The sequence below is a fragment of the Clostridium fermenticellae genome (assembly GCF_003600355.1).
Classification (GTDB): Bacteria; Bacillota; Clostridia; order Clostridiales; family Clostridiaceae; genus Clostridium_AV; species Clostridium_AV fermenticellae.
On sequence record NZ_CP032416.1, the window covers coordinates 1487811 to 1502364 of the forward strand.

The 14554-nt window shown below is 29.0% G+C and carries 12 protein-coding genes; 2 read left to right on the forward strand and 10 right to left on the reverse strand.

Annotation, left to right across the window (positions count from 1 at the left end):
• Nucleotides 1-68: 68 nt before the first annotated feature.
• The 3 genes from D4Z93_RS07040 to D4Z93_RS07050 are packed head-to-tail and all read right to left on the reverse strand — an operon-like array spanning nt 69 to nt 3002.
• Nucleotides 69-1028, reverse strand: a complete 960-nt coding sequence (locus tag D4Z93_RS07040; protein WP_119971792.1) for an acyl-CoA dehydratase activase — start codon at nt 1026-1028, stop codon at nt 69-71.
• Nucleotides 1009-2109, reverse strand: a complete 1101-nt coding sequence (locus D4Z93_RS07045; protein ID WP_119971794.1) for a 2-hydroxyglutaryl-CoA dehydratase — start codon at nt 2107-2109, stop codon at nt 1009-1011. Before D4Z93_RS07045 ends, D4Z93_RS07040 begins: the two co-directional genes overlap by 20 nt.
• Nucleotides 2106-3002 (reverse strand): acyl-CoA dehydratase activase-related protein, encoded by an 897-nt coding sequence (locus D4Z93_RS07050; protein WP_119971797.1) that lies wholly within the window; start codon nt 3000-3002, stop codon nt 2106-2108. Before D4Z93_RS07050 ends, D4Z93_RS07045 begins: the two co-directional genes overlap by 4 nt.
• Nucleotides 3003-3531: 529 nt before the next feature.
• On the opposite strand from D4Z93_RS07050, the gene D4Z93_RS07055 reads away from it, so the two are divergent.
• Nucleotides 3532-4512 (forward strand): tyrosine recombinase XerC, encoded by a 981-nt coding sequence (locus D4Z93_RS07055; RefSeq protein WP_119971800.1) that lies wholly within the window; start codon nt 3532-3534, stop codon nt 4510-4512.
• Between the two features lie 38 nt (nt 4513-4550).
• Here D4Z93_RS07055 and D4Z93_RS07060 read toward each other — a convergent pair whose 3' ends face one another.
• Nucleotides 4551-5030 carry a hypothetical protein gene (locus tag D4Z93_RS07060; protein WP_119971802.1) on the reverse strand — a complete coding sequence of 160 codons (480 nt, stop codon included), beginning with the start codon at nt 5028-5030 and terminating at the stop codon, nt 4551-4553.
• Between the two features lie 276 nt (nt 5031-5306).
• On the opposite strand from D4Z93_RS07060, the gene lexA reads away from it, so the two are divergent.
• Nucleotides 5307-5918: a transcriptional repressor LexA gene (lexA, locus tag D4Z93_RS07065; RefSeq protein WP_119971803.1), complete on the forward strand. Its 612-nt coding sequence runs from the start codon at nt 5307-5309 to the stop codon at nt 5916-5918.
• Nucleotides 5919-5922: 4 nt separating this feature from the next.
• On the opposite strand, the gene D4Z93_RS07070 is transcribed toward lexA, so the two are convergent.
• The 6 genes from D4Z93_RS07070 to miaB form a co-directional block, all read right to left on the reverse strand.
• Nucleotides 5923-7206 carry a methionine gamma-lyase family protein gene (locus tag D4Z93_RS07070; protein ID WP_119971805.1) on the reverse strand — a complete coding sequence of 428 codons (1284 nt, stop codon included), beginning with the start codon at nt 7204-7206 and terminating at the stop codon, nt 5923-5925.
• Between the two features lie 122 nt (nt 7207-7328).
• Nucleotides 7329-7565 (reverse strand): RNA chaperone Hfq, encoded by a 237-nt coding sequence (gene hfq / locus D4Z93_RS07075; protein ID WP_119971807.1) that lies wholly within the window; start codon nt 7563-7565, stop codon nt 7329-7331.
• A gap of 64 nt (nt 7566-7629) precedes the next feature.
• On the reverse strand, nt 7630-8568 hold the full coding sequence (miaA, locus tag D4Z93_RS07080; protein WP_119971810.1) for a tRNA (adenosine(37)-N6)-dimethylallyltransferase MiaA: 939 nt from the start codon (nt 8566-8568) through the stop codon (nt 7630-7632).
• Between the two features lie 15 nt (nt 8569-8583).
• Nucleotides 8584-10428 carry a DNA mismatch repair endonuclease MutL gene (mutL, locus tag D4Z93_RS07085; protein WP_119971812.1) on the reverse strand — a complete coding sequence of 615 codons (1845 nt, stop codon included), beginning with the start codon at nt 10426-10428 and terminating at the stop codon, nt 8584-8586.
• A 27-nt stretch (nt 10429-10455) separates the two neighbouring features.
• Entirely contained in the window at nt 10456-13125 is a 2670-nt protein-coding gene (mutS, locus tag D4Z93_RS07090) for a DNA mismatch repair protein MutS (protein ID WP_119971814.1), read from the reverse strand.
• A gap of 39 nt (nt 13126-13164) precedes the next feature.
• A complete protein-coding gene (miaB, locus tag D4Z93_RS07095; RefSeq protein ID WP_119971817.1) occupies nt 13165-14499 on the reverse strand; it encodes a tRNA (N6-isopentenyl adenosine(37)-C2)-methylthiotransferase MiaB in 1335 nt (444 codons plus the stop codon).
• Nucleotides 14500-14554: the final 55 nt, after the last annotated feature.

Sequence of the window (14554 nt, forward strand, 5' to 3'; positions counted from 1 at the left end):
TTTATTATTTTAACCAGTAATTATTACTACCTTTGCCTACTAAAATTATACTCTAAGGTTAATTTATCCTATATAACTTTTTTATTAGCCCATTTACCACATCTGTCTCCTAAAAAACCGATAATATTTTCTCTTGATAAAATTTTTACCACTTCACACCTATTAGAGCATCCACCACATTCAAAGTTTTTAGAATTTATATTCGTATCTGCAATATCAAATCCTTTGAAATTAGTCTTTTTCTGTGTTCTATCTATATATTCTTTGGATAATATTGCTGCACCTAAGGCACCCATAACTTTGAAATGTTTCGGAACTATAATTTCCTGCTTAAGTGCTTCCTCAAAAGATGCTTTCATACCCACATTAGCTGCAACTCCGCCTTGAAAAAATATTTTTGATTTCATGACTTTTCCCCGAGCAAGATTATTTAAATAATTCCTAACAAGTGCATCACAGAGACCTTTTATTATATCATTTTCACTATATCCAAGTTGCTGTTTATGTATCATATCAGATTCTGCAAAAACAGCACATCTTCCGGCTATTCTGACTGTTTCTTTTGATTTTAATGCGTATTCCCCAAATTCATCTATAGGTATGCATAATCTCTCTGCCTGCCTATCTAAAAAAGATCCTGTTCCAGCAGCGCATACAGTATTCATTGCAAAATCAACAACTACTCCGTTATTAAGCAAAATTATTTTAGAATCCTGTCCTCCAATTTCAATTATTGTCCTAACATCTTTATCAATATCTAAGGCAGCTATAGCATGTGAAGTTATTTCATTCTTTGTTATATCTGCTCCTATTACAAATGAAGCTATTTGTCTTCCACTACCTGTCGTACCAACAGACTTTATTTGACTGTTTTTATATTTATTCTTTAATATTTTAAAACCTTGCTGTATTGCATTTATAGGTCTTCCTTTTGTTTTTAAATATAGTGAATCAATTATATTCATATTTTCATCTGTGATTACTATATCAGTACTAACAGAACCAACATCAACTCCCATGTGATACATTTTTTTCTCTTCTCCTTTCAAGTAAATCTAAAAAAGCTTCTATTCTAGTCATATAACCAGCTTCTCCAGTCATTTCATCAACTATTAATGTCATCACTGGAAAATCATTATCTTTAGATACCGATGGTAATATAGATTTCGACACAATTTCTGGCATACAACCCATTGGAAATATTTGAATGGCACCATCAAATCCATTTTTTTTAGCAATAACGGCTTCTCCTATACATTCTTTTGCATAACCACCTATTGGTAGTGGAATATATTTTTTAGATGATTTTTTTATATCAATAGAATTAAGATTAAAAATACTAAGCAGTGTATTTTTAATCCACCAACTCGGACTGAGTCTTCTATAAGAACAAACTTCATATTCCATAAGTTTATCCTCTATATAGAGGTTAGCAAATGGTTCTATTATGGTGTATATTTCTCCTATAATTGCTATTTTAAGAGGGGTCTTAGTATTATCTATAGGGGCTTTTCGTATTATACCGTCATAGTGCTCAAGCAATGCGAGCATACTATTTGGTGTATTACATTTATAAGCCTTGTTTATGCAGTCATGAAATATTTTTGAATACCAGCCTTTTTTTATTTCATATCCTGCACGCATATGAACATTTTTTTCTATTCTATCTAAGAGATTTATTATTTTGTTAGCCGTATACAGAGTCTTTAATTTTTCTTTAGTTGAAACTTTACTCATATCTGATATTTTGTATATTCTGTTTAATAATTCTTTTATTCCTATAGCAGATGGAGTGTCAAGTACAACTATATCTAAATCATACCCAAGTTTTTTTAATATATTCTTTTGTAACTCACAGTATTCACCAAATCTGCACGGCCCACAGCTACCTATAATAAGAATTGTGTCCGCACCTTGTTCTATACTTTGAATATAATTTCCAATCATAATTTTAAATGGAAGACATATTTCTTCTGGAGAATACTTAGTTCCTATTTCAATAGCAGTTTTATTATTAATAGGGGGAATTATATAATCAATACCTAGGCCATCAAAGATGGCTTTTACAGCTAGATATGTATATCCAAAGTGTGGAAAAGTAATTTTCATACATATTTTCTCCTTTCTATCATATCTGCAAAAGCTTCCAATCTAGTATTAAATCCAGCTTCACCTGTATGCTCATCTATTTTTAATACCATAATAGGGAAATTATCTAATTTGTTTTTAATCAATTCTACTACAATTGAGTCAATACCACATGCAAAAGAAGATACATATATTATTCCATCAACTTTATTATTTTGTGCCTCAAATGTGGAAAAACCATATGAGTTTTTGGCAAAAGTCCAAAATGGTTTTTTCAAAAGATCTTTAATTTGAGCATTTATTATATTTCTATCTAAAATTTCTTCAGTTATTACTCCTATACCAAGGTGCTTTAATTTATCAACTATTCTCATATTAGCAAAATTATCATATAGATTATACGGATGGCCGACCAAAGCAATTTTTAATTTGCAGTTACTATTGTTTATGCCAAAGACACGCTTTTTTTGTTCTAATAAAGCATTTTTATAAGCTATTTTTATTTTTAGATAATTCTTAGTAAATAATAATCCAGTATGTAAAATCCATTTTTCCATTTCTTTTTTTGAACTTGCATAAATAGGATATGTTATAGCTTTTGGCATATTAGGTATATCATTTAAAACCATTTCTGGAAGTCCACAAAATTCAGGACATATTGATTCTCCTTTTTTTAGTGACATAATACGAGGTATTATTATAATGTCACATTTGTCTCTTAAAAAGGCTGCATGCCCGTGAAAAATTTTAATAGGTAAGCAAGCTTCCCCAACGCAAAAATTTGATCCTAAGTCTAATATTTGCTTATTGGTATCAGGTGACGTTACAATTTCTACATTTAATTTTTTAAAAAAAGTATTTAAAAACGGTGAATACCTACAATATAATAATCCTTTTGGAATTCCAACTATCATTTTCAAAATCTCCTAATCATTATTCTTTTGTATATTTTTAACCAATCGGTGGATTTTATTCATATATATAGTAAATAAATGTATACTATATATTTAATGGACATATTTAAATGAGTGGGGTATAATTTTGATAGATAATTACATTTATTATTTGCAAGTTTAATGCAAGAGGCAGAATATGTAAATTTTTATTTTTACAATGATAAATCTAATTATTCCAAAAAAATATTTTTAAAAAAATGTATATGTAGATTTCTATTACGTTTATCACTATACTTTTTTAAAATAACAGCACAATCCATTTTTTAAAATGATATTTATTCTTTAATTTTATAACTATTTTAGATAGGGCTTACAAATTTAAGCTTAACTTAGCTTTACAAGAAATTTTTTATGTGACGGATTTTAGAAATCCCGGTTGGAGGATAAGTTAAGTTTTAATTCATAAACTGTATTAAGATCTTAATAATCCAACTTCGCTAAATGTATATTTAGCGAAGTTGGATTTCAGACAATGGAGGATGATACTATGAAATATATGCTGAATAGCATCTATGATCCCAATTTACCAGAGTGCCTAAATGACTTTTTAAATTACCTGGGCACTATTAAAGGTAAATCACAAAATACTACTATTGCATATAAATTTGACTTAATTATGTTTTTTAGATTTATTAAATTGTATAAAGGTATGGTTCCAAATAATTGTGAATTTGAAGATATAATAATAAATGATATAGATAATAACTTTTTAAAAAAGATTAAGCTAAATGATCTATTTGCATTCATTTCATTTGCTGAAAATTATAGAAAAAACGGAAGTTATGCAAGAGCAAGAAAAGTTGCCTCTATCAAATCATTTTTTAAATACTTACACGGTAAAGCTAAAATTATAGATGAGAATCCTGCTTTAGAACTCGAATCACCCAAAATCGAAAAGAGAAATCCTATTTACCTTACATTAGATGAAAGTAAAAAACTTTTAAACTCAATTGATGGGAAATTCAAAGAAAGAGATTACTGTATAATTACTATATTTTTAAACTGCGGATTAAGATTATCTGAATTATGTGGAATAAATATATCAAAAATTAAAGGAGACATATTAACGGTAATCGGCAAAGGAAATAAGGAAAGAACAGTCTATCTGAATAATGCCTGTTTAAAAGCTATCTCTTCATATTTGAATGTCAGAAATAAATTTTCGGACAAAATAGTTGATTACGATGCCCTATTTATAAGCAAAAATTACAAGCGAATAAATAAACGCTCTATAGAATTGATGCTCAAAAAATATCTAAAAAAATCAAATTTAGATGTAAATAAATATACTCCGCATAAGCTTCGACATACAGCTGCAACTCTTATGTATAAATATGGAAATGTAGACATACGTAGTTTACAAGAGATACTTGGGCATGAAAATGTTTCAACAACTCAAATATATACACATGTTGATGATGAGGAATTAAGAGAAGCTGTAAAATCCAATCCTTTAAGTAAAGAATAGCAGCTGTGTTAAAACAACAAGCTGCTATTCTTTTTATATTAATTTTTATATCTATTGTTTTTAAGTCGTATAAGTCCAGGAAATTCTTCCACTGCAACTTCATCTAATTTTTTTACATCATTAAGTAAATCATTTAATCCTTCTATGTCATCTATATATTCTATATCTGGTTTCCAATTGTCTATGTTACTATCTTTTTGATTTTCATCTTTTTTAATGTTTTCTGTCCCCGAATCTGCCTCATCATTTTGACATTTACATTGATCATTACATTTTTCTGACATTAAGTCCTCTTTTTCATTTACTTCAGAATCTTTTAAAATCAACTCCTCTTCAGTTTTGTCCTTGTTTAAGACAACTTTGTCAATTTTAATACTTTTCATATCATATCCCTCCTCTTCCAGACACCGCCCACAATTGTCACATTTTTTATTATGATCTATATCACATATATCACATTCTCCACAATTATTACATAGCTTATTATAATCAAAAATACAATTTTTACTTTTATCCATTGTTACACGATCTCCTTTACTTTTAATTAATTTTTATGATTTAACCTACTCTTATTATATATAATAATTAGCAAATTTAACAGTAGTTTTGCAAAATTTATTTAATATTTACATTTAATATTCATTTTTCATATTTTTCAATATAATGTAATAAAAATAATGCTTATATTTTATCATATTATAAAATTTAGCATAATTATAACAGAACATAAGTTTGATCTTTACCATATTATATGCTATAATTCAACATATAGTTAATAAGAAAGGGTGTTCTTTATGTCAAGGGCTAAAAGTAATAAACAAATTGAAATATACGAGTTTATTAAAAATCATATACAAGAAAAGGGTTATCCACCATCTGTAAGAGAAATTGGTGCTGCGGTTGGATTGAGTTCTACATCTACGGTACATGGTCACTTAGAGCGTTTGGAGAAAAGAGGTCTTATAAAGAGAGATGCAACAAAACCTAGAACTATAGAAGTTATCGAGAATTCTATGAGCAGAAAGGAAATGATAAATATTCCCATAATAGGAACTATTACCGCAGGTGCACCTATTCTAGCCGTTGAAAATATCGAGGATACTTTTCCAATTCCGGCGGAATACGTCAAAAACAACAATCAATTATTCATATTAAAGGTATCTGGTGAAAGTATGATAGATGCTGGAATATTTGATGGTGATTTTTGTATAATGGAAAAAAATAATTCTGCTGAAGATGGTGATATTGTTGCTGCTTTAATGGAAAATGAAGCAACTTTAAAAAGATTCTTTAAAGAAAAAGATCATATAAGATTACAACCAGAAAATAAAACGATGAAGCCAATAATTGTACATAACTGTAAAATTATCGGCAAATTAGTTGGACTTTATAGGCAATACCTATAAACAATCATTTTAGAATATTGGAAAGTGCAATTAGTATTCCTATTTTTGCATGTTCAAAGGTAAGACCTCCCTGTAGATAACCTATATATGGTTCTCTGATTGGTGCATCAGCTGATAACTCTATTGAGGATCCTTGAATAAATGATCCCGCAGCCATAATAACTTGGTCATCATAACCTGGCATATCCCACGGTTCACATTGGACAAATGAGTCTATAGGCGATCCGGATTGTATACCCTTACAAAAATTTATTAGTTTTTCCTTATCATTAAATTTTATTGCCTGTATTATATCACTTCTCCTGTCGGCGTATTTAGGAAGTACTTCAAAACCTGCAAGTTCCATTATTCGTGAACAGAATACAGCACCTTTTAATGCCTCTATAGATATGTGCGGTGCTAAAAACAGTCCCTCGTACAAAGACCTCATAACACCAAAGGTAGATCCACATTCTCCCCCAATACCAGGAGCAGTAAGTCGATATGAAGCTTGAGTAACATATTCTTCTTTTCCTGCTATATAGCCACCAGTTGGTGCTATACCTCCACCTATATTTTTAATAAGTGATCCTGCCACTAAATCAGCTCCAACATCAGTTGGTTCTACTGTATCTATAAATTCTCCATAGCAGTTGTCCACAAAACATATTAATTCAGGGTTGATTTTTTTTACAAAATCTATAATTTTCTTTATTTCTGATATTAAAAATGATCTTCTCCAACCATATCCTGTAGATCTTTGAATATGTATTAATTTTATACTTCTGTCATTTTCAATTTTATGTTTTATTTTATCAAAATCAAACTTCCCATCAGGCATCAAATCAACTTGCTCATACTTAACACCATAGTCTTTCAAAGAGCCCATGTTCTTTTTATCACTTATACCTATAATATTATGAAGTGTATCATAAGGTGTACCACATACTGACATCATAGTATCATTCGGTCTTAAATTACCAAAAAGCGCAGTTGCCAGTGCATGAGTCCCATTTACAAAATGAGGTCTTACCAATGCACTTTCAGTGTTGAATATTTTTGCATATACTTTATCTAGAGAATCCCTTCCTATATCTCCATATCCATAGCCTGATGAATTTGTAAAATGTGATTCACTAATCCTCTCACTTTGAAATGCATCAAGTACTTTTAACTGATTGTAGGACTTTATATCATCATATATTGAAAATTGATCATCTATGTCTCTCATAGTCATATCATATAGTTCAAATACTTTATCACTTATATGATACATATCTTTTAACTTTTGTTTCTCTAAATTAAACATTTTATATAAAAAAACCTCCCTATTCTATTCAAGCGTTTATTATATCACAAGTCAAAAGAATAGGCAAAATATCATTTACCTATTCTCTTTAATTTTGATATATGTTTACACTTAAAAGACTGTTAATCAGAAGTACTATTATTAAACAGTATTGGTCTTGATGGATTAATAGTTGATATAGCATGCTTATATACCATCATTTGTTTACCATCACAATCCAAAATCACTGTAAAACTGTCAAATCCTTTTACAGTACCTTTTATTTGAAAACCATTTGTCAAGTAAATAGTAACTTGAGTCCTGTTTTTTCTGGCTCCATTTAAAAATATATCTTGTAGATTGTTGGCCGTCTTACTCATATATCTCCCCTCCATAGTCTTTAATTTATATATTCTATAAATTTTGATAAATTCCTCTTGGTTTTTATAAATTATTGGATTGATTGAATTTTTCACATATGTGATCTGCGATTTCATCATCTGTGCTAAATTTATCTTTGTCTATCCAATTTACTCTCTTATCTTTTCTAAACCAGGTGAGTTGTCTTTTGGCATAATTTCTACTTCCCTTTTTTATCATATAAATAGCTTGATTCAGGCTTATTTCTCCATTAAGATAATATAATATTTCTTTGTATCCTATCCCCTTCATTGACTGCATTTCTGAAGTAAATCCCATTTTTTTAAGCTCTTTAACTTCATCTATGAGTCCTTTTTCAATCATAATATCTACTCTTTTGTTTATTCTATCGTACAATTTTTCTCTATTCATCGTCAATACAAAATAATAGATTTTATATGGTATATCATATATATTATTTTTTTTGTTAAAATCACTTATAGTCTTGCCGGTTAATTTGTAAACCTCAAGAGCCCTTATTACTCTTTTCAAGTCATTAGGATAGAGCTTATTATAAGATTCTATATCAATATCTTTGAGTAAATTATGAACATATTCTTTTCCTTTATCAGAAGCTAAATTTTGAAGATAATTTCTATATCTTAAATCTGTAGATGCATCTGTAAAGTTATAATTATATATGAGAGAATTTATGTAAAGCCCCGTTCCTCCAACAAGCATAGGTAATTTTCCTTCTGATGTTATATTATTTATTAAATTTTCTGCAAGTATTTTATATTGAGAAACATCGAAACTTAGATTAGGTTCTAAAATATCTATAAGATGATGTGGTATGTTCTGCATTTCTGATTTTGTAACTTTGGCCGAACCTATATCCATATGTTTATATATCTGCATTGAATCTGCTGATATAATTTCTCCATTTAGCTTTTGGGCCAAATTTATTGATATATCGGTTTTACCAACAGCAGTAGGGCCAGCCAGTATTAATAATTTTTTCATCTTAAATCACTCCTATTACTGTATCCTTTTAAATTTTTTTTCAAATTGATTTAATGTAATTTTTATTATAGTAGGCCTTCCATGAGGACACGTAAATGGGTCATCTAAAAATCTTAATTTATCAATAATATGTTCCATTTCAAAAGAGCTTAAATTGTCATTTGCTTTAATTGCAGCTTTACAAGCAATTTTAGCAATCGCATCATATTTTACTTCCCAAGTTTCACCTGAACCCATATTCTTTAGATTGTCAAGTATATCCACAAACAAACGTTTAAAGTCTGGCTTTCCAAGTAACATAGGTACTTCTCTTATACTCAATGTATTTTCTCCAAACATTTCTATAGAAAAACCTGTACTTTTAAATATATCTTTATTTTCAATATAATATGAAAAATCATCTGTTGATAATTCTAAAATTTCAGGTGAAATTAATAATTGAGATACAATTTTGTGATTTTTTATGTCATTTTTATATTTTTCAAATAGTATCTTCTCATGTGCTGCATGTTGGTCTATTATATAAAAAGTATCATTGTTTTCGCATAAAATATAGGTGTTATGAAATTGTCCTATTATATTTAGTTTAGGAAACTTTGGCGGCATATTTTCGTTCATATTTTCATGTATCACACTCTTATTTATAGTATTGGGCTTTAGATTGTTGTACGTTGCATCAACATTCTGCTTATATATATCTTCATTACTTCCATCTTTTTTATTTATATAATAATTTTTAGTATCATCTTTTAAGTCTATTGGTATTTGAACTGATTCATTTTTTAAATAACCTTTATTTATTTCAGCATTACCTTTATTGTTTAAAATATTGCCTTTAATATTTTGAGAATCAATATTAAATGATTCTTTTATACTTTCGCGTAAAGCTTCATGTACAGTGTCAAATACGACTTTAAATATATACCTATCATCACTGAACTTAACCTCAGATTTAGTTGGATGTACATTCACGTCTATATATTCTGGAAATATATCTATAAATACAATAAAAAATGGATGCTTATTTATCATAATAAATGATTTAAAAGCATTTTCTACGGCGGCAGTTATAAGTTTACTTTTTATATATCTCTTATTTACAAATATACTCTGATTGTTTCTACTTCCTCGACTTATTTCAGAGTTACCTATATAACCATATATAGATATAGTATCAAAATGCTTTTCGAAACTTGTTATATTATTACATATGGTTTTACCATATATAGATCTTATAGCATCCACTATATTTGATGTGCCATAGGTATTTACTGTTTTTTTACCATTATTTATAAGTTTGAAACTTATGTTAGGATTACAAAGTGCAAGTCTGTTTATTATATCAGATATATAGGAAGTTTCCCTACTTGAGGATTTCAAAAATTTTTGTCTTGCAGGAACATTAAAAAATATATCTTTAACCTCAACTGAAGTACCAATGTTAGCGGCTGCTTCAGTTATTTTATTTATAAATCCGCCATCTATTATAATCTCCTTTCCAAAATCAAAATTCGACGTCCTAGTTTTTAATATAGTATGTGACACAGCTGCTATACTAGCAAGGGCTTCTCCTCTGAATCCCATTGTACTTATTTTATATATATCTTCCAAATTATCTATTTTACTTGTAGCATGAGGCATAAAAGCTTTTTCTATATCATCAGGGTGTATTCCGATTCCATCATCAGTAGCTCTTATAAGTTTTTTTCCACCATCCTCTATTTCAACGCATATATTTTTTGCCCCAGCATCTATACTGTTTTCAACTAATTCCTTGACTATTGAAAAAGGTTTTTCAATAACTTCACCAGCTGCTATTTTATTAAAAGTATCTTCATTTAATATGTTTATCCTTTTCAAATTATCACCTTCAGAAAACTTGACATTTTAAAGTTCCTTAGTCTTTTTTATTATATCATATAATTTATTAAAACCCTCCATAGGAGTCATATTTAATATATCTATACTTAATATATCTTCTATTAAATTATCCTTTTGTATATCAAAAAAATTGACCTGTTTTTCATGTATGTTCTCAGCTTCATGTTCATGTGTATTCTTTTTTTCTTCAACTTTAAAATCTTCATTATAAACAGATTCCTCTATGGAGCAATCAGTGATCTCTTTCACATTTATATTATCTTTATTGGAATTTTCTATATTACTTAGTATTTCCTTGGCTCTGTTTATAACCTCGTAGGGCAGGCCTGCAAGTTTTGCAACTTCTATTCCGTAGGATTGATCTGCACCTCCTCTTATGATTTTACGTAAAAAGGTGATATCATTTCCATTTTCCTTTACTGATACAGAATAGTTTTTAACACCATCTATAATACCTTCTAATTTTGTCAGTTCATGATAATGAGTAGCAAATAAAGTTTTACAACCAAGGTTTGAACTGCCACATATATATTCTATTATGGCCCATGCAATACTAAGTCCATCATAAGTACTAGTTCCTCTTCCAACTTCATCTAAAAGTACCAAACTTCTTCGAGTTGCATTTTTAAGTATATTAGATACTTCCCACATTTCAACCATAAAAGTACTTTTACCAGCAGCTAAATCATCTGATGCACCTATTCTCGTAAATATTTTATCGCATATACAAATATTTGCTTTTTTAGCTGGTACAAAACTTCCTATTTGAGCCATAATTACAATTAGTGCTACCTGTCGCATATATGTAGATTTACCTGCCATATTAGGTCCTGTTATAAGTAGAAGCTTATCATCATCTACATTTAAATTTGTATCATTTGCAACAAATGTTCCTGTATCCAATGATTTTTCAACTACAGGGTGCCTTCCATCCACAATATGGATTTCACATTTATTGTTTATTTTGGGTTTGCAATAATCATTTTCGAGAGCAACATAAGCTAAAGAATTTAAACAATCTAATTCTGATATTATTTTAGCAGTCTCCTGCATTCTGCCAACCTGCTCTTCTACAGTATCACGTATATTTACGAATATATCATATTCTAAATTTATTAACTTCTCTTCGGCACCTAATATCTTATCTTCCATATCCTTTAGTTCAGGAGTTATATATCTTTCCGCATTTGTAAGTGTCTGTTTCCTTATATACCTGCCTTCAGGCACTAAATTCAAATTGGACTTCGTAACTTCTATATAATACCCAAAAACTTTATTATAACTTATCTTTAATGATTTTATACCAGTTTCATTTTTTTCACTGCTCTCTAAATTTGCAATCCACTCTTTTCCATGGGCTTTTGCCTTTCTAAGATCATCTATTTTAGAATTAAAACCCTCCTTTATAAGATTACCTTCCTTTAAGGAAATAGATGGGTTATCTAGTATTGAATTGTCTAATAACTCATATATATCTTTTAGTTCATCAAGATTTTTGTACATATTATTAAGTAAATTAGATTTAAAATTGGACAGTATTTTCTTTATGCAAGGTACCTTCTCTAAGGATGTTTTAAGCCATATAAGTTCTTTGGCAGTTACACTTTTGGAAGATACTTTTCCTGTAAGTCTCTCTATGTCATATATTTCTTTAAGGGCTTCTTTTAAATCTTCATGATAGGATATATTATTTATAATTTCCTCGACTGCATCTAATCTATTATTTATACTTTTTTCATTTATGAGTGGTTGCTCTATCCATTTTTTTAACTGTCTGCCACCCATTGCCGTACTTGTTTTGTCAAGTACCCATAAAAAAGAATCTTTTTTGGTTTTATCTCTAAGAGTTTCAGTTAATTCCAAATTACGCCTGGAACTCATATCTATAGTCATATAATCAACTATAGTATAATATTGAAGTTTATTTATGTTAGATAGTGAAGTTTTTTGAGTATGTTTTATGTATTTTAAAAGACCATTACAAGATTTTAGCAAAATATCATTGAAATTTGAATGATCAAAGCCTTTAAATTGTATTTCTAAGTTTTTACATGCATCGTCCGTAAATAAATGATCTTCAAGTTTTGTAAATGAAACATTAAATCTTTCTTTTATGGCCTTATATATATTTAGATCTAAATGCTCTTGTATAAGTATTTCAGTTGGTGAATATTTAGCTATTTCATCTAAAATAATTGATAAATCCAATATAGAATCGGTACAGTTAAATTCACCGGTTGATATATCCGAGCAACATAGTGAAAAAGAATTTTTAATATTATCTATATATATTGACATTATATAATTATTTTTATTTTCTTCTAAAAATGAAGAATCGGTATATGTTCCAGGTGTAATTATCTTTATAATACCTCTTTTTACAAGTCCCTTAGCACTATCTGGATCTTCAAGTTGTTCGCATATTGCAACCTTATAACCTTTTCCAACTAATCGACCTATATAAGAATTTGCGGCATGAAATGGAACTCCACACATAGGAGCCCTTTTTTCAAGACCACAATCCTTCCCTGTAAGAACTAATTCTAATTCACGTGATGCAAGCTCAGCATCGTCAAAAAACATCTCATAAAAATCTCCAACCCTAAAAAAAAGAATGCAGTCCTTACAACTTTTCTTAACATCTAAATATTGTTGTAACATAGGAGTTAATCCCAATAGTAAAACCTCCGTTCTTTAAATAAAACTAAATATTATCTATAATTCTTTTCCTTCTAAAGAAAATGATCTTGCTTTAATTATTTTTACATCAACTAATTTGCCAATATGTTCTGAATTTCCAACGAAGTTAACAAGCTTACCTGTTCTAGTTCTTCCAGTTAATTTCGTAATATCATTTTTACTAAAACCCTCGACTAGAACTTCCTCTGTTTTATTTTCATATTCAGCGTTTTTCTTACTGCAGGATTCATTTATTACTTTAACTAATTTTTCAAATCTCTGATGCTTTACATCCTCGGGGATATGATCTTTCATTTCCTTAGCAGGTGTACCTTCTCTTTTTGAATACAAAAATGTAAATGCAGAATCATATTCGATTTCTTTCGCAAGGCTTAAAGTATCTTCAAAATCTTCATCTGTCTCGCCAGGAAAGCCTACTATTATATCTGTAGTTATTGATACCTTTGGTATAGTTTGCTTTATGTCATGAACCAATTTTAAATATTGTTCCCGTGTATATCTTCTATTCATTTTTTTTAATATTTTAGTAGAACCCGATTGAACAGGCAGATGAATATGTTCACAAACCTTATCACATTCATTAACAGCATCTATAACATCTTTTGTTAAATCCTTAGGATGTGATGTCATAAATCTGATTCTTTCAAGTCCTTCAATTTTATTTATTCTCCTCAAAAGATCGGCAAAGGTTATTTTGGGTTCTAATCCTTTGCCATACGAATTTACATTTTGTCCAAGGAGAGTTATTTCCTTATAACCTTTAGATATAAGATTTTTAATTTCTTTTTCTATATTTTGAGGTTCTCTGCTTCTCTCCCTGCCCCTCACATAAGGGACTACACAATAAGTACAGAAATTATTGCATCCATACATTATTGTAACAAAAGCCTTAACATCACTTTTTCTATCTATAGGGATACCTTCAATTATCCCATCTTCTGTATCTTGTATTTCAATTAATGATGTTCTATTCTGTTTTACTGTACTTAAGTATTCAGGAAATTTATATGAATTATGGGTACCAAAAATTATATCTACAAAAGGAAATTTTTTTATAAGTTTTTCAGCCATACCTTTTTGCTGCATCATGCATCCACATACAGCTATTATAAGTTCATGTTTTTTCTTTTTAAGAGACTTTAATGCTCCAATATTGCCATATACTTTAAGTTCAGCGTTTTCTCTAACACAGCATGTATTAAAAATTATAAGATCAGCATCTTCTTTTATATCTGTTCTATCATATCCGATCTTTTTAAGTATACCAGATAACTTTTCAGAATCTTCTTCATTCATTTGACATCCGTAGGTAGCAATAAAGAATAGTTTTTTTTCTGAATTATTTGTCATATTGTTTATAACCTCCAATAGTCTTATGTTCACACTGTATTATAACATAATATTT